A 17,726-nucleotide genomic window follows, 5' to 3' on the forward strand; every position below is an offset into this window, starting at 1 on the left:
CATATCATCTCCTACAACTTTCTATAGTATAGAAAACCTTCACTGACTTTCTTTCTTCTCTTTCCTTTAAAAACTTTTCTGCAATCTGTGGAAATAGAATATAAGAAAGTACATCTTCATCAGTTTTTGCAAACTCCTTTATCTTTTCTTTAGTTGAATCAAATACAAAAGGAAGTGTATCTGCAAATCTTCCTTGAATTGGCTTTTCTTCTACTAATACCTTTTTAATTAGTTCGGAATTAACGGGACCAGGAGCTTTTCCATACTCTCCTCTCAAATATGCTTTTATTTCCTTTGATATATTTTTATATCTTTCACCTGAAAGAACATTAATAGCTGCTTGAACACCTACCATCTGACTCATAGGTGTTACAAGAGGTGGATATCCCATATCTTTTCTAACTTTTGGTATTTCCTTTAAAACTTCATCAAACCTATCTAAAGCATTCTGCTGTTTTAATTGCGCAATAAGGTTAGAAAGCATCCCTCCAGGTACTTGATACACAAGCGCATCTGTTTCAGTTCCAAGTACATAAAGATCAAGTTGTCCAGACTTAATGAACTTTTCCTTCACTGGTTTAAAAAAATCGTTTATATTTTTTAATTTATCATCCTGTAATTCTGTTTCGTAACCCATATCTCTTAGAGTGTAATTTATTGTTTCAGTAGCCGGTTGAGAAGTTCCACCAGAGAATGATGATATAGCGGTATCTATTCCATCACATCCTGCTTCAATTGCTTTAAGATATGTAAAAGGAGCAAGTCCAGTTGTACAATGTGTATGAATAAAAATCGGCTTTTTTACAACTTTCTTAAGTGCTTTTACAAGATCATAAGCTTCCTGAGGCGCCATAATACCTGCCATATCTTTTATGCAGATAGAATTTACCCCCATATTTTCAAGCTGTTTCCCAAGTTGAATATAATTTTCAATATTATGTATAGGACTTATAGTATATACAATAGTTCCTTGAGCATGAGCTCCACATTTAATTGTTTCATCTACTGCTGTCTCGATATTTCTAAAGTCATTTAAGGCATCAAATATTCTTATTATATCTATACCATTTTTAACAGAATGTTTGATAAATTTTCTAACTACATCATCTGGATAATGCTTATATCCTAATAAATTTTGACCTCTTAAAAGCATCTGAAGCTTAGTTTTTTTCACCTTTGTTCTTATTTTTCTAAGCCTATCCCAAGGATCTTCATTTAAATACCTTAAGCAGGAATCAAAAATAGCTCCTCCCCAACATTCTATAGAATAAAATCCTGCCTCATCAATCTTTTGAAGAATATCTTCAAAATCACTATAAGGCATTCTAGTGGCAATAAGAGATTGATTTGCATCTCTAAGTACAGTTTCTGTAATATTTACTTTCATAATTTTTTCTAAGCCCCTTCCTTTATAGATAGTTAGATTCTAAGTATATACTGCTTAAAGTTTCCACAATTAAATATTTGACTTCATTAAAAATCTTTTCTAATTACTTAAGCGACAAACCATTTTTATTAGTTCGCCGCCTATAGTTAATTTCTATACTAATATGGTCTACCTAATGATAAGAGAAATAATTATACTTACCACTGTTGAAACCGCAAGACACATAGGGACTGCACAAAAAAGCAACTTTGGAAACAATTTAGTACGTTCTTCCTCATTTACGCAAGAACCTAATACAAGACTTCCACCTGATGAAAATGGTGATATGGATGTTGCCTGTGCACCAATAACGATACAAATAAACAGAATAGCAGGATTAAGTCCTGTAGCAGCTGCAATTGATGGAACAATTGGGAAAAGTGCAGGAGTAACAACACCTAATGTACTGCTAAAGAATGACATTATACCACCAACCACACAAAGTGCTATAGGAACCAATAGAACAGGCATATTACCGCCAATCCAACTTGCAAGTAATTTTATAGTTCCTGCTTTGATTGCAACGGATATTAGCATACCGACACCACAAATCATAATAAGAGTACTCCATGGAACCTTTGCAATAACTGTCTTTTGATCAGCAAGATTAAACATAAAAGCAATAACGGAGAATATAATTGAAACAAGTCCCACATCCATTTTTGAATTTATAAATGTAATAATAGCGGTTTTAGGCATAATTATATGTAAAATCGGTGGTGCAAGAACTATAATTACCATAAGAACTATAAGATAAAGATTTATCTTTTGCTTTTGATTAAATGGCTTAGGCTTTTCTATATCAATGTGTTTACCCATATTCTTAATACTTTTTGAGAACATTATAAATCCTGAAATTACAAGAATAGGAATAATCATAGTAATAATAAAGATATATGTTGTATAGACAAATCCTGAATCTTTAAAACCTGCATTCTCAATCAAGCTTTTAAATACAATTCCACTAGCACTTGTCATAAAATTGGCACCTGCTAGTGCACCATAGTTTAATGCAATTGCACCCACAAGTCTGCTCATGCCTGTTTTCTCGCAAAGCATTAGTGTAAGAGGAGCCAAAAACACCATTACTGTAAAAAATCCTGCACCTAAGCCTGCAATTAATACTGCTGCAAAGAAAACAGCAAATGGAAGTAACTTTGGAGCCTTACGGCATCCATATAAAAGATGCTGAGAAAGCTTTTCCAATGTACCGTTTACAAGAGCAAAGTTATAAAAAAGTGAAACTGCAAAAATTACAAAGAAAATACTGATTGGCCACATTGCAATAATTGCTGAAGCTTTTAGATTTAAAACAAAACATCCGATTATGTATGCAAAAGCAATAGCAAAAAATCCTGTATTAATATTCGTCTTATATCCTAAGGCAATAGAAATTGCTATTGCTAGTACTACAATTAAACTTATCATGAATATTCCTCCTCGTATAATAAACTTAATAAATATTTCATTTTGGAAAGCATACTTACTTTAGCTCCCATTTTTAACCCAGTTTCTACTGCTACAGGATTTAACCCTCCGATAGCGCAGTTTAACGTAACGTTTCCAAATATATCAAAATTGTTTACTATCAATTAATTATAATAATTTTTTGATATAATTTAGTTGTCCACCACTTAATAACACATCTTTTTGTCTATCTGAAATAGTTGCAAAAGCTTCTATTTTTATGTTCTTTGTTTTATTCAATATTACAAACTCACTATTTCTAATTTTATCTTTAACATTATCTATTACTAAAACATCATCTTGACTAATTTTGTCATAATCAGATTGATCCTTAAATCTTAATGGTAATATACCATAGTTGATTAAATTATCATGATGGATTCTAGCAAAAGATTTAGCTAAAACAGCTTTTACTCCTAAATACATAGGTGCAAGTGCCGCATGTTCTCTACTAGATCCTTGACCATAATTTACTCCTCCCACAATAATTCCACCATTGTTTTCTTTTGCTCTTTTAGGGAATGTTTTATCTATTCCATAAAATACATATTGCGAAATTGCTGGTACATTTGATCGAAGAGGAAGAATTTTTGATCCAGCTGGCATAATATCATCAGTTGTAATGTCATCGCCAACCTTCAAAAGTACTTTACCGTCTACATTGTCTTCCATTGCCCCTCTTAACGGTAAAGGTTTGATGTTTGGACCTCTTCTTACAACAACATCATCTGTATTGTCTATTGGCGAAAGTATCATCCTATCATCTATAATACGTTCTGTTGATTCTTTTACTTTCTTTAAATCTTCTAAATTTATACCATCTAAATCCCTAGGATCTGTTATTACTCCAGTTATAGCACTAGCAGCAGCAACTTCTGGACTTGCCAAATAAATTTGTCCATCAGCAGTACCACTTCTTCCAATAAAGTTTCTATTATTTGTTCTTAATGATACTCCACCTGATTGTGGTGCTTGTCCAATACCTATGCAAGGACCGCATGCGCTTTCTAGAATTCTTGCTCCAGCGGAAATTAGTTTTTGAAGTATGCCATCTCTAGTTATCATTTCAAAAACTTGTCTTGATCCTGGTGCTATACAAAGACTTACTTCAGGATTTACAATCTTACCATCTAATATAACTGCAACCTTAGCTAAATCTGAGTAAGATGAATTAGTACAGCTTCCAATGAATACCTGGCTAACTTTTACATCTCTAGCTTCTCTTACTTTAATTACTTTATCTGGCATATGTGGTTTAGCAACCATTGGCTCTAATTCATCAAGGTTTATCTCTATTAATTCATCATATTCAGCATCTTCATCTGCTTTAAGTTCTACCCAATCGTCTTCTCTTCCCTGTGATTTCATGAATTCATAAGTAAGCTTATCACTCGGGAAAATGGATGTAGTAACACCTAATTCTGCACCCATGTTAGTTATAGTACATCTTTCAGGTATACTTAAAGTTTCTACTCCTGAACCGCTATATTCTACTACTTTTCCTACTCCATTTTTAACAGTCATTCTTCTTAAAAGCTCTAGTATTATATCTTTAGCCGCAACTCCTGCTGTTAATTTTCCAGTTAATTTGACATTAATTACTTTAGGCATAATTAGTGGAAATGGTTGTCCTGCCATAGCCATTGCTACACTCATTCCACCAGCTCCTATAGCTATCATACCTAATGCACTAGAAGTAGGCGTATGACTATCTGAACCTAAAAGAGTTTTTCCTGGTACTGCAAATCTTTCTGAATGTACTTGATGACATATCCCATTTCCTGGTCTTGAACAATATATACCATATTTTTGAGCAATAGTCTCTAAAAATGCATGATCATCTGCATTTTCAAAGCCTGTTTGTAGAGTATTATGATCTATATAACTTACTGAAACTTCTGTTTTAACTCTCGGCAGGCCTAATGCTTCAAAAGATAAATATGCCATAGTTCCTGTAGCATCTTGAGTCAAGGTTTGGTCAATTTTAATAGATATCTCTTCTCCTGCAGTCATTTCTCCTTTCACTAAATGGGCTTTAATAATCTTTCTAGTTATATTTTCTGCCATTATTACTTCCTACCTTTCTTAAACAAATACATTTGAATACTAAATTTTATATAAATTGTATACCTGTATACAATTCAATTCGTACAAATGTATATCAATTTTTCTTACTCTCTATAAAACGTTTTTTTGCTTCTCTTACATGTTTTCTTGCTAATTTTTCTGCCAATTCTTCATCTTGTTTTTCAATAGCCTCAATTATTGCCTTATGTTCTTCAAATGCTTTTTTTCTTGCTTCATCATCGGATAAAGTTATACTTCTAAGACTTATTAAGTATTCATAAATATGTTTCATTTCATTTATAAGCCTTTTATTATTATTAATATGTAAAATAATATTATTAAACTCTTCATGCAACTTATTGTACTCATCAATATCTTTTAATTCTATAGCCTGTTTCATTCTCATATTATTTTCTTTTAGAAGCATTATTTGTAACTTAGAAATATTTGCACATACTGATCTAATTGCTAATCCTTCAAGTACTTCCCTAATTTCATAAATTTCTAAAGCATCTTCCCTTGAAATACCTTTAACTATGGTACCTTTTCTAGGAACATTAACTGCTAATCCTTCAATCTCTAACTGCCTCAGTGCTTCTCTAACTGGAGTTCTACTTACTCCCATTACCTCTGCTATATAACTTTCAACTAATCTTTCTCCCAATTCAAAGCTTCCATCAAAGATTGCCTTTCTAAGTCTTTCTAATACTATCTCTCTAATAGGTCTTAAATCTGTAACATCAATTTTTTTTAGTTGTAAACTCATATAAATTGCCTCCTAATTCATCAAATACTTGTATCTAAAAATCAATTATCTTACTTGCATCATTTTATTACGTTTTCATATTTTGTTCAAACTCATCCAAATTTTTCATATGAATTAATTTAAGACTTATTTATAAACGTTATCAACTAATAAAAAATTTATATGTTTACCATATCCTTGGTATTATAATAACAGATTTTATTCTTATTGTCAAACAGTTGTTAAAATATTTAACAACTGTTAAAAGTAAAAGTGCAGATTTTTCCCTATATTATCTATTTAATCGTAAATATTGTCATATTGTTACATAATATTTTATCTGTGCTGTTCGTTAACTTAATACTTCATTTAACATTTGTTTTTAATTATAGTCAAATGTTAAATGAATTTTAGTAGGATGCCATTATTCAAATTCTAATTAATGCCATTATTAATAATATAATAAAGGAGAGACATACTTCCCTCCTTCATTTTAACAATCTTGGTATACCATGCTATAAGAACTTATCCATTAACGAATAAATTTTGTTTAAAAGATCTTCCACGGAATGACGTCTGCTTCTTCCGCATACTTTAGCATTTTCACCGCATAAAAGACATTTTCTCTCACTTACACCTAAGTCTGTCCTACTAATCTGCTTTCCAGTTTTAGTGAATACATCAAAATCAAATATTCTTCCAAGCTCATGGTTTTCTTCAATAGATACAGTGATTCTTTTTACACTAATTGCATCTGCATCTACGTTTAAAAATGCCTCAGCACCAGCAGCAGAAGTATTTACCATTTTGTGAAGTATATCTATATTATTCTTTTTTAACTCTTCTTCCAGCAAGCAAATCCCCTTTTTATGAAGCTTAGCAAAGGATTCATTATTTTTTTCTGCTCCTGGTACATTTAATGTAAATGAAATTAGTGTAACTTTAAATATATTCAATAATTCTTTTTGAATTTGTGACCTTTTTTCTTTAGCTTCAAGTATTTCATCAAGTATATTGCTTGCATTTTCCATAATTATTACCTCACTATTTTACTTGCTTTATAACATCGATAATAGTACCATCTCTGTATTCAACTACACCAACAATCTTATCACCATATTCAATAGCCTTAGGTTTTCCTGTAATTTCTTCTGCCTTTTCTCTTAACTCTTCTATAGTACATACTGGCAGCTTTGCTTTCTTAAATTTTTCAAGTAAATCACTTCTAAGTGGATTTACTGCTATTCCCCTGTCTGTAACTACTACATCTACTGTTTCTCCTGGAGTTATTACAGTATTTACTTTCTTCACAACAGTAGGTATTCTGCCTCTAATAAGTGGACAAACTATCATGGCAAGTTTTGCTCCTGCTGCAGTATCACAGTGTCCACCTGATGCTCCCCTAATTACTCCATCTGAACCTGTAATTACATTTACATTGAAGTCTGTATCTACTTCCAGTGCACTTAATATAACTATATCCAATTTATTAGAAATACATCCATTATTATGTGGATTAGCATATAGGGATGAACTTATTTCATAGTGATCTGGATTTTCTCCTATGGATTTTGCTGCTATTAAGTCAAAGCTCTGTACATCACAGATTTTTGAAATAAGGCCCTCTTTTTGCATTTCTACAAACTGGCCTGTAATTCCACCTAATGCGAAGCTAGCTTTAATATTTTTTTCAATCATCTTTTCCTTTAAAAATCTTGCTACTGCAAGGGATGCTCCACCGGAACCACTCTGTATTGAAAATCCTGGTACAAAATATCCTGAAGCTTCTATTGCTTCTGCTGCATACTGTGCAATCAAAAGTTCTCTTGGGTTCTTTGTATATCTTGTTGCCCCGGATGCTATTCCCTTAGGATCACCAATTGCATCTACCTTAACTACATAGTCTACATTATTTTGTTCTATACTTGCAGGTACATTTGGATATGGTACCAAATTATCTGTAATAAGTACTACTTTGTCTGCATACTCTGCGTCTATTTTAGCATATCCTAATGAACCACAAAAAGATTTTCCTGTATATCCATTGGCATTTCCATAGTCGTCACAGCTAGGTGCGCCTAAAAATGCCACATCTATTTTTAAATCTCCTGCTTCTATAGCTCTTGCTCTTCCACCGTGGGAACGTATTATAATAGGTGTATCTAATATTCCATTTGATATAGCTTCTGCAAGTGGTCCTCTAACACCACTAGTTATGATTTTAGTAACAACACCATTTTTTATGTGTTCAATTACTGGTTCATGAACACTGCTTAAAGAACTTGGTGCTAAAGTTAAGTTTTTTATTCCCATTTCAGCTATAACGTCCAGCACCATATTTAATATGTAATCTCCAGCTCTAAAGTGGTGGTGGAATGATATTGTCATGCCGTCCTTTAATCCTGTCTTTATTACAGCTTCTTTTATGCTCTCAAGCAATTTACTTTCTCCAGGTTTTATACTGGATATTTTTCTTGCAAATTTTTTCTTTGTTGGTTTAAAATCAAACGGTCCGCCATAAGGTACCAGCTTTCCAATTCCTTCTATGTAATCTGGTATTTCTCTTCCTATTTTATTCTTAGTCAATGTCTTCTCCTCCTTCACTTACGCATATACCTGAAGCTTCTGCTAACATCAAAGCTCTCTGTGCACGTTCTATAATAGGTTTATCTACCATTTTCCCATTTAGCGAAACTACTCCAGATCCTTTTTCTGCAGCATCTTTTGCAGCTCTTATAACACGAACGGATTTATCTATTTCTTTTTGTGAAGGTGTATATATCTTATGAACAGGGGCAATTTGCCTTGGATTTATTACGGACTTTCCGTCAAATCCCAACTGCTTTATAAGTTTTACTTCATTTATGAATCCTTCTTCATTGTTTACATCGGAAAATACTGTATCAAAGGCATATATTCCTGCTGCTCTGGCAGCTAATAATACATGGCTTCTTCCTGCAAGAAGTTCTATTCCATCTAAAGAACGGGTTGTCTTTAAATTTGTAACATAATCTTCTGCCCCTATTGCTATTCCCATAAGTCTCTTGCTTGCTGTAGCTATTTCATAGGCATTCATAACTCCTATAGCACTTTCAACAGCTGCCATAATTTTTGTTTTTCCAACAGGTATTCCTGATTGCTTTTCAATTCTTTCGATTTCTTTTTCTACATCTATGACATCTTGTGCACATTCTGTCTTTGGAAGTCTTATAACATCAGGTTGTGCCCTTACTATTGCCTCTAAATCTTCCATTCCAAAAGGCGTATCAAGACCATTTATTCTTACTACTGTTTCTATACCTTCATAATCTATAGATTTTAGTGCATTGTATACTAAAAATCTAGCTGTATCCTTTTCATTTAGGGATACTGAATCCTCTAAATCAAACATTAGAGAATCTGCTCCATATATATGTGCATCCTTAACCATTCCTGGATTGTTTCCCGGTACATACATCATTGTTCTTCTTAACTTGTACATTACTTTTCCACCTCCCAGTTGAATTTTGTTTCTTCTGCTGCCCTCATAACTGCAGCTTGTACCCTTGCTTTTATGACACAATCTAAAGCCCCTTTGTCATTGGCACCTACAATGGCACTTTTTACATCTAGTTCCTTTAGAGTATCCATTATAACTTTTTTTATCTGGTCTCCAAATTGTTTTTCCACAGAACTTTTTAACTTTATAGCCACCTCATTCTCTGGATTAGGCTGTACTGATATCGTAATATCGCTGGACTCAAATGTTCCTGCTATAGCAGCTTTTTTTATTTCCATAAGTGAACCTCCTATATTAAATCTCTTTTATTTTCAATTTTATTAATTATTGGTATTGCCTCTTTTGAACACAAAAATCTGTAGGTAGTGTCCGGTACTAAATCTTTTACCTGTGAAAGTTTCTTCTCTTTTATGAGATTTCTTACCCTTGATGCACTAATAACTTCTTCATTTGTACTAAACCTTGGGATTTCCATAATTTCTACGCCACAAGGAGGAAGCACTTCCTTCATCACATTATTGTAAGTTCTAGTAACATCACAAAAGGGTTCCTCTCCTACATATCTTCTAGTAATACCTAACGCAGGTACTATGTTTTTAGTGAAGATTTCTATATCCAGCAGCGACTGCAGCCTGGCTACCTCATTCTGCTTTTTTATAAAATAGGATGGAAAAGTTGCGCTTGAAATTACATAATCTTCACCTTTATGAAATATTACATTGTTTAAATGCTGTACTCCCTGCCTGGCTAATTCGTATCTCACATCAGATGGAAAAACTGATTTGTTCTCCCATACTATAAATACATGAACTACGTCGCTTTCTCTAGAAGCCTTTTCAATTAAGTACTTATGACCTAGAGTAAAAGGGTTGCAGTTCATAACAAGAGCTGAAACTACCCTTCCATCTACCTTCTTCTTTTTTAACTTTTCTATAAACTTATATATACCTAAAGGATCATTTTCCAGCAAAAGAACTTTGTCCATAACCTTGGCCACTTTATAAAATCCCATATCACTGAACATTTTATAGTTCTTAGGCTTCGTGTAAATAAAAAGGTGGCTGTTTCCACGTCTGTATTCTTCTGCTACCAGTTCAGATATTATTTTGTTCGAGATTCCCATGCTCCTACAGCTGTCATCTACGGCTATACATTTTAAAATTCTATCTTCAAAGGACCCTGTAGCAATTATTTTATCTTCTTCATATATAGCAACTGTGTATTCTACATTTTTATCAAATCTTAGTCCCTGTTTTAAAAGAAATTGTTCTACTTCCTGCAGTCTTCTAAAATCTCTTTTATCTATTATTTCTTCTTGTAAACTAAGGTATTCCACTGCAGCCACCTCCTCTCTAAGTCAACAACAAATACATAATTATGCTGTAAATTTATTATTTTTTTGCGCTACATCCATAACTGCTTTGGAAACTGCATCACAAACATTTCTATTAAATACACTTGGTATTATATATTCTTCATTTAATTCATCTTTCTTTACTAAATTTGCAAGTCCTTTAGCTGCTGCAATTTTCATTTCATCACATATTTCCCTAGCTCTTACACTTAAAGCTCCCTTGAAAATTCCCGGAAAAACTAAAACATTGTTTATTTGATTTGGAAAATCTGACCTTCCTGTTGCTATAACCTTAGCTCCTGCTTTTTTTGCTTCCTCAGGCATTATTTCAGGTGTTGGATTGGCTAACGCAAAAATTATACTATCTTTGTTCATACCTTCTACCATTTCACCAGTTACTACATTTCCAGCAGAAACACCTATAAAAACATCTGCATTCTTCATTGCATCTTCTAATGTTCCCTTTTCTAAACTTCTATTTGTTACCTTTGCTATTTGTTTCTGAGGTTCGTTTAAGCGGTCATCTCCTTCGTAAACTATACCGTTTATGTCACAAAGTACTATGTTTTTTACTCCTGCCGAAATCAAAAGCTTAGCTGTTGCAATACCTGAAGCACCGGCACCGTTTATAACAACTTTTATATTAGTAATATCTTTATTTACTATTTTTAAAGCATTGTACAGGCCTGCTAAAACTGCAATGGCAGTACCATGCTGGTCATCATGATATATTGGTATATCTAATTCTTCTTTTAGCTTATCTTCAATATAAAAACATTCAGGTGCTTTTATATCCTCAAGATGTATTCCGCCAAATCCCGGTGCAATATTTTTAATAGTTTTTACTATATCATCAGGATCTGTAGAATCTACGCATATTGGTATTGCATTTACATTTGCAAATCTTTTAAGTAATAATGCTTTTCCTTCAACTACCGGAAGTCCAGCTGCTGATCCTATATTCCCAAGTCCTAATACTGCGGTTCCATTTGTAACTACAGCTACTGTCTTTCCTTTTATTGTATACTCATATGCCTTTTCTTTATCCTTGGCAATTTCCAGACATGGACCTGCTACACCTGGTGTATAAGCTACTGCCAAATCATCGCCGTTTCTCAAAGGCATTGTTCCAACGACTTCTATGGTACCATGCTTTTCTCTATGTAATTTTAAGGATTCTTCTTTTACATTCATACCCATACTTTTCTAGTTAGGCTCAGTAATAAACCTAACCGTGCCTCCTTTTTATATTAAACTTATAAATAAATGCTAAATTAAATTGTTTATAACAATATCCCTTATAGTTTTTAATTTAATCTCTTTCTTAATTTACTAATATAATAGCAAACTTATTTAGTTTTGTCAAAACATTTGTAACAAAACTAAACATTTATTTAAATAAATTCTTGCATTTTTCTTCTTATAATCGTATTCAGGCTTTAAAATAGTCTTATAGTCTTCTTTTTAGAAACATTTCTTTCAACAAATGTTAAGTATATTAACATTTATTAATATATGTTTTAACATTAAATTCCAGTATGGAAGTAATAAAAATACTCCTATTTTTATAAAAATTTTATATAAAAACAAATAAGGTAGCTGCATAAAACATAAATTTATGCAGCTACCTTATCACTTACTTCTATAAACTTTTCATATATTCTTCTACTAAATATAAAAACACAGTTACCCCTAATAAATCTGCACTTCCTCCTGGGCTTACGTTTTTCTCTATGAATTCATTGCAGAGATCATTTATTTTTTTTCTTCCTTCACTAATCCTCATTCCTCCAGCTGAAAGTACTTCCCTAGCTTTTTCTTTAACTTCCTCTAAAACTTCAGGCGAATGCCTGTATATTATAGTTGAATCATCACAAATTTGCATTATTCCAATAAGAGTATGTACCAATCTATCATTAGTATTTAAATCCACATTTTTCTTATAAAAATCCAGGGAAAAATCAAAAACTGTAGGTAATCCTCTCTCTACTTCTCCCCGTACACCTTCTGTTTTATATTTAATAAATAATTTTTCTCCATGACTTAAATTTGTACTATCTTTTAAAGTAAAAAGTTCCTTTGAAACTATACCCTTTGTCATTTGTTTTATAATGCTTCTAATTTTACCAAATTTTTTCCCCTCATAAATGGCTTTTCCTACAGCTGCACAGGTAACACCCATTAAAAATAGCATTCCTTTGTGGGTATTAACTTCTTTTGTCTTAATAAACATATCTTTTTCAGCTTCCATTCCTAAATTTCTAATACTATTAAATAGTTCTTTATAGGATTTATCTGAAAGTCCTTCTTGAACAAACATAGTCATATATCTGCTTAAAACAGAAGTGCTGTCTATAAAAGTAAAAAAGTTCATATCCTTATGAGCACCACAGGACACAGGTGACACCAGACCAGGACTAGGGTAACAAGAAACTTCATAAATCATAGCTTGTACTGCGAAACCTCCAATTATCATAGAAATTTCGTTTATCTGAAACATCTTTTCATTTTTCATTTTGTTTTCTCCATATATTATTTTTATCCTATAGCTAATATATATAACTTTTTTAACCGTACAAAATACGAAATATATTTTATCATAGTTACAGATAAAATGCTATAAGACCTATACTTCTAAAAGTTTACACTGTTTCAAAAATTGTGGTTTACAATCACACATATTTTTGAAATTCATATATTATATAGAAGTACTTTACAATATTGGAGGAACTATTATATGCATTCAAATCACATTAGATGCAAATTCCCGCGCTTTTTTCCACCTCAACACCAGCCACATCAACCTGGTATTGAATATATTATGACACCTAGACCAATTTTCGAACCACCATTATGTGCACAATATCAAACAGGAAAAAGATTATTAAACAAAGTAGCTTTAATAACAGGAGGAGACAGCGGCATCGGGCGTGCTGTAGCATGTGCTTATGCAAAAGAAGGGGCTGATATTGCCATTGTCTATCTAAATGAACATGTGGATGCAGAAGAAACAAAATCTAAAATAGAAAAATTGGGGCGAAGATGTTTAACCATTCCAATCAACATAGGGGTCGAAGAAAATAGTAAAATTATAATTCAAGAAGTTATAAATCATTTTGGTAAATTAGATATTCTTGTAAATAATGCTGCAGTACTTTATTACAATAATTCTATAGAAGAAGTATCTAGCAAGCAATTAGAGTGGACTTTTCGTATAAATGTATTTTCCTATTTTTATTTAACCAAAGCAGCTTTACCTTATATGAAACCAGGCAGTTCTATCATCAATACTTCTTCACTAGTTGCTTTCAATCCTCCTTATGGAATATCCCTAGAATATGAGGCTTCAAAAGCTGCTGTTGCCAATTTCACTATAAATTTAGCCCGCAGTTTAATTTCAAAAGGTATACGTGTAAATGGTGTAGCCCCAGGTGAAACCTGGACACCTCTAATTCCAGCAGGATTACCTGCAGATAAAGTTGCCGTTTGGGGTTCAAAAACACCAATGGGAAGAGCTGCCCAGCCATTTGAAGTTGCTCCAGCCTATGTATTCTTAGCTTCCAACGAATCAAGTTATATGTCAGGACAAACAATCCATATGTATTCTTAACAAAGTTAATAAAATCACAGTTTTAGGATATTATATTTCTAAGACTGTGATTTTATTAATCTTACTTACTATTGTCCAAAATATTTACATAAAGATCTTCTGGTTTTATATCTTTCTTTAAAAGTCCTTGTTTTTTTAACCAATCTATATTGTTCTGCCAAACACTTTTATCCTGATTCAAGAAAGGCTCACCATTTGACTCCATCTTAGGAAGAAGTATATTCATACTTTTTTCCTCTACTGCTTGTACTAGAGGGAAGCTATCCTTTTTTTGGTTGTCCATAAGTATTTTTAAAGCTGCCTTAGGATTTTTCTTAGTATATTCGAATCCCTTTTGAGATGCCTTCATAAACTTTTTAAGTACTTCAGGTTTTTCCTTAAGAGTTTTGTCACTAGTTACAAATACTTCTTCATAATAATTTGGCACTCCATACTTTGCAGGATCAAAATAATTTACAGGATGTCCTTCATTTTGAAGTACTGGAACCTCATGATTTATAAGTCCTCCTGTAGTTGCATCTACTTTTTTAGTTACCATAGAAGATAATAAATCAAATCCTACATCAACCATTTTAACAGAATTTGGATCTCCACCTTCTTTTTTTACCATAGTTTTTACATATTGAACATTTAAAGAATTCCCCGAATAACCTACAGTCTTTCCTTGAAGATCTTTCGGTGAATTTATATTTTTTTCCTTTAAAGCTATTATTACATTAAGCGGTGTATGTACAATAGCTCCTATAGATTTTACAGGAACACCCTGATTTGCTCTTGCAATTACAATATCCGGTTGATAGTATATTCCAATAGTAGCTTTTCCCGCTGCTGGAAGTGAAAGGGGATCTGTAGTATCTGATGGAAATTTAATGTTTACATTAAGTCCTTCTTCCTTATAATATCCATTTTTAATAGCAGCATATATAAAACTGTGTATTGCATTTGGATACCAATCAAGTACTAAATCCACATTTTCTAACTTGCCATCCTTACCTTTCGATGAATCACTACTATTTCCACATCCTACTAACATAACAGCTATCAATAAGAATGCCATTACAAAAGATAAATATTTATTTTTTTTCATACTTCATTCCTCCATTTTACTATTTTGTTTTCTAAAACATTTAATATTTCCACTAAAATTAGAGCAGCTAGTGATAATATGACAATAGGTGCAAACACTCCTGCCCCATCCATTTGTGTCATCATTCTCTTACTAAAATATCCAAGGCCTGCTTCTGCTCCAAGCCACTCACTTACAGCTGCCCCCACTACACTTAAAGGTACTGCCATTTTAAGTGCAGAAAAAAAGTAAGGGAGTGAAGCCGGAAACTTTAACTTCATAAATATATCTTTTTTGCTAGCACCATAGGTAATTAAAAGTTCTTCCATATCTTTTCTTGTAGAACGAAGTCCGTCATATACATTTATAGTTATAGGGAAAAATGTTATAAGTACCGTTACAAGTACCTTACTCCATATACCGTATCCAAACCAAAGTATGAATATAGGTGCAAGTGCAGTAATTGGAACTGTTTGGGTTACAATTACAATTGGATAGAGAGCTCTTTGTATTCTTTCACTTATATTCATAGCCACAGCAATCACTACCCCAAGCACTATAGATATAAAAAGTCCCTCAATAGTAATCAAAAGAGTAGCAGGAAGATGTACTAAAAATAAAACATCTTTAAGTTCCCATATTTTTTCTAAAATGGCAGTAGGAGAAGGCAGTATATACATTGCATCTATATACATTGCTAGAGCCTGCCATATTGCAAAAAACAATACAGCAACTATTATGGATGATCTATACCTTTTCACAGCTTAACCCCCTTTTTTAGTTCACTTATAAGTTCCTCTTTTATCTTTAATATAGGAGGTGTATCTATCATACTTCTAGTCCTTGGATAGTTGAGAGGCACTTTTATTTCTTTAAATTTTCTTATTGGAGTTTCTGATGTAACAAATATCTTAGTTGATAAAAAAAGAGCTTCTTCTACATCATGGGTTATAAATAATATAGTTTTATCTAAAGCTAGCCATTTATCAATGAGCCATTCCTGCATAGAAACTCTTGTTATAGCATCTAATGCACTAAACGGTTCATCCAAAAGCAGCACCTCTGCTCCCGTAAGCAGAGTTCTTGCAAAAGACGCCCTTTGCCGCATACCTCCTGATAAATCCTTTGGATATTTATTTTTATATTTTTCAAGTCCAAAATCTGTTAGCATTTTTTCTGCCTGAACCTGTGCCTTTTTTAAATTTTCACCTTTAACTTCAAGGGGAAGATATACATTTTGAAGTATAGTTCGCCAGGGTATAAGGAGATCATTTTGCGGCATGTATCCTATGTAACCTTTTAAATCATTTATATTTTTATCTTTTAAAATTATATCTCCCCCAAAAGCCTTTTCCAGCTTACAAATAAGTCTAAATACAGTACTTTTTCCACATCCGCTGGGACCTACTATACTTATAAATTCCCCTTTACCTACATCAAAATCGAGATTTTTTATAATAAAATCAGGATCTTCCTCGTATTTGAAACTTACATTTTTAAATTTCAGCATGATTTCACATCCCCTTGTTATAAGCCATGTCCCAGAACATATATTCATACTTGCTTGTATTTATAAATATTTCCTTTAACCTGCTAAATTTCTTTTTCGATATATTTTCTGTCAAATAATCTAACAAATCTATCACCCACCTAGTCTCCTTTTCATAATCACTAGATATATATCCTTTTATCCACTGTCCATAAAACTCATTGTCCAGTGCCCCATCTATTTTACTCAATTTTTTACCAATTAAATAATAACTCCACATACAAGCTAAAAGAGAAGTAGTTAAATCCATTAAATCTCCCATTTGAGCCACAGACAGCATATAGCTTGTATATGAAATATTTTCAATAGAAGCTTTAGCATTTTCTATTTCTTCTTTTTTAATGCCTATTTTTTTCATATAATGCCTATGAATATTCATTTCTCCATTTAATATATTGTCCACCATCTTTGAGAATCCCTGCATTATACTTTCTTCACTGGATTTTACCACCCCTAAGGCATACACTTTTGCATAATCCAAAAGATATATGTAATCTTGAATCATATAAAACTTGAATCTATCTATTTCCAAGTTTCCCTTTCCTATTTGCTTTACAAATGGATGTTCATAGTAAGAATCCCATATATCTTTTACACTTTCGTATAATTTCATAGACGTTTTCATAATAAATTACTCCTTTTTCATCTGACATACACATTATTAATTAAAAATAAAAGGTACAAACCTCTTAGGAAGCTTGTACCTTTATTTATCAATTACATAAAAACCTCTTCCTACGCTGGCATTAACCAGATCAGGTATAGGGTCTAAGAATTATATTCTTACTCTCAGCCGGTAACACCAGCCCCCCTGGGATACTAATTTTATTTAATTTTTACATTATCTATCCAATTTCTATGTTACTACAATAACAAAAATTGGTCAACATGCTAAAAAGGCAAATTTAAACACATATTATATCAAAGTTTAATTCTTTTATAC

17 protein-coding genes and 1 riboswitch are annotated in these 17,726 nt (G+C 32.4%); of the genes, 1 reads left to right on the forward strand and 16 read right to left on the reverse strand.

Annotated features, from left to right (window positions below; translation table 11 throughout):
* Nucleotides 1–4 precede the first annotated feature (4 nt).
* The 12 genes from DMR38_RS13080 to citG all read right to left on the reverse strand — a co-directional run bounded on the left by DMR38_RS13080 (nucleotide 5) and on the right by citG (nucleotide 13,073).
* Nucleotides 5–1,387 carry an oxaloacetate decarboxylase subunit alpha gene (locus tag DMR38_RS13080; protein WP_207670760.1) on the reverse strand — a complete coding sequence of 461 codons (1,383 nt, stop codon included), beginning with the start codon at nucleotides 1,385–1,387 and terminating at the stop codon, nucleotides 5–7.
* A 168-nt stretch (nucleotides 1,388–1,555) separates the two neighbouring features.
* A complete protein-coding gene (locus DMR38_RS13085; RefSeq protein WP_127721737.1) occupies nucleotides 1,556–2,854 on the reverse strand; it encodes an SLC13 family permease in 1,299 nt (432 codons plus the stop codon).
* On the reverse strand, nucleotides 2,851–3,018 hold the full coding sequence (locus DMR38_RS21875) for a DUF6282 family protein (RefSeq protein ID WP_175412881.1): 168 nt from the start codon (nucleotides 3,016–3,018) through the stop codon (nucleotides 2,851–2,853). Before DMR38_RS21875 ends, DMR38_RS13085 begins: the two co-directional genes overlap by 4 nt.
* Before the next feature lie 4 nt (nucleotides 3,019–3,022).
* A complete protein-coding gene (locus tag DMR38_RS13090; RefSeq protein WP_127721738.1) occupies nucleotides 3,023–4,960 on the reverse strand; it encodes an aconitate hydratase in 1,938 nt (645 codons plus the stop codon).
* Between the two features lie 94 nt (nucleotides 4,961–5,054).
* On the reverse strand, nucleotides 5,055–5,726 hold the full coding sequence (locus tag DMR38_RS13095; RefSeq protein WP_127721739.1) for a GntR family transcriptional regulator: 672 nt from the start codon (nucleotides 5,724–5,726) through the stop codon (nucleotides 5,055–5,057).
* A 494-nt stretch (nucleotides 5,727–6,220) separates the two neighbouring features.
* Nucleotides 6,221–6,736 (reverse strand): citrate lyase holo-[acyl-carrier protein] synthase, encoded by a 516-nt coding sequence (gene citX / locus DMR38_RS13100; RefSeq protein ID WP_127721740.1) that lies wholly within the window; start codon nucleotides 6,734–6,736, stop codon nucleotides 6,221–6,223.
* A gap of 13 nt (nucleotides 6,737–6,749) precedes the next feature.
* Entirely contained in the window at nucleotides 6,750–8,291 is a 1,542-nt protein-coding gene (gene citF, locus DMR38_RS13105; protein ID WP_127721741.1) for a citrate lyase subunit alpha, read from the reverse strand.
* On the reverse strand, nucleotides 8,284–9,186 hold the full coding sequence (citE, locus tag DMR38_RS13110; protein WP_127721742.1) for a citrate (pro-3S)-lyase subunit beta: 903 nt from the start codon (nucleotides 9,184–9,186) through the stop codon (nucleotides 8,284–8,286). The genes citF and citE overlap by 8 nt, the downstream gene beginning before the upstream one ends.
* A complete protein-coding gene (gene citD / locus DMR38_RS13115) occupies nucleotides 9,186–9,482 on the reverse strand; it encodes a citrate lyase acyl carrier protein (protein WP_127721743.1) in 297 nt (98 codons plus the stop codon). The genes citE and citD overlap by 1 nt, the downstream gene beginning before the upstream one ends.
* Nucleotides 9,483–9,493: 11 nt before the next feature.
* Entirely contained in the window at nucleotides 9,494–10,540 is a 1,047-nt protein-coding gene (gene citC, locus DMR38_RS13120; protein ID WP_127721744.1) for a [citrate (pro-3S)-lyase] ligase, read from the reverse strand.
* 39 nt (nucleotides 10,541–10,579) lie between these two features.
* Nucleotides 10,580–11,758: a malic enzyme-like NAD(P)-binding protein gene (locus tag DMR38_RS13125; protein ID WP_127721745.1), complete on the reverse strand. Its 1,179-nt coding sequence runs from the start codon at nucleotides 11,756–11,758 to the stop codon at nucleotides 10,580–10,582.
* A gap of 442 nt (nucleotides 11,759–12,200) precedes the next feature.
* Nucleotides 12,201–13,073, reverse strand: coding sequence for a triphosphoribosyl-dephospho-CoA synthase CitG (gene citG, locus DMR38_RS13130; protein ID WP_127721746.1), 873 nt, complete (start codon nucleotides 13,071–13,073; stop codon nucleotides 12,201–12,203).
* Between the two features lie 222 nt (nucleotides 13,074–13,295).
* Here citG and DMR38_RS13135 point away from each other — a divergent pair, with 222 nt between their 5' ends.
* Complete coding sequence (locus tag DMR38_RS13135; protein ID WP_127721747.1) at nucleotides 13,296–14,168, forward strand: SDR family oxidoreductase; 873 nt, start codon at nucleotides 13,296–13,298, stop codon at nucleotides 14,166–14,168.
* Between the two features lie 61 nt (nucleotides 14,169–14,229).
* Here DMR38_RS13135 and DMR38_RS13140 read toward each other — a convergent pair whose 3' ends face one another.
* From DMR38_RS13140 to tenA, 4 genes are read right to left on the reverse strand one after another with little or no spacing between them, the layout of a single operon-like run.
* Entirely contained in the window at nucleotides 14,230–15,255 is a 1,026-nt protein-coding gene (locus DMR38_RS13140) for an ABC transporter substrate-binding protein (RefSeq protein ID WP_127721748.1), read from the reverse strand.
* Complete coding sequence (locus DMR38_RS13145) at nucleotides 15,252–15,995, reverse strand: ABC transporter permease (RefSeq protein WP_127721749.1); 744 nt, start codon at nucleotides 15,993–15,995, stop codon at nucleotides 15,252–15,254. Before DMR38_RS13145 ends, DMR38_RS13140 begins: the two co-directional genes overlap by 4 nt.
* The gene (locus DMR38_RS13150) at nucleotides 15,992–16,744 is read right to left on the reverse strand and encodes an ABC transporter ATP-binding protein (protein ID WP_127721750.1); all 753 of its coding nucleotides are present in this window, start codon (nucleotides 16,742–16,744) and stop codon (nucleotides 15,992–15,994) included. The genes DMR38_RS13145 and DMR38_RS13150 overlap by 4 nt, the downstream gene beginning before the upstream one ends.
* A 4-nt stretch (nucleotides 16,745–16,748) precedes the next feature.
* On the reverse strand, nucleotides 16,749–17,408 hold the full coding sequence (gene tenA / locus DMR38_RS13155) for a thiaminase II (protein ID WP_127721751.1): 660 nt from the start codon (nucleotides 17,406–17,408) through the stop codon (nucleotides 16,749–16,751).
* Between the two features lie 90 nt (nucleotides 17,409–17,498).
* A riboswitch (TPP riboswitch) is annotated at nucleotides 17,499–17,606 on the reverse strand.
* Nucleotides 17,607–17,726 lie beyond the last annotated feature (120 nt).

The organism is Clostridium sp. AWRP (assembly GCF_004006395.2).
In the GTDB taxonomy this organism is placed as follows: Bacteria; Bacillota; Clostridia; order Clostridiales; family Clostridiaceae; genus Clostridium_B.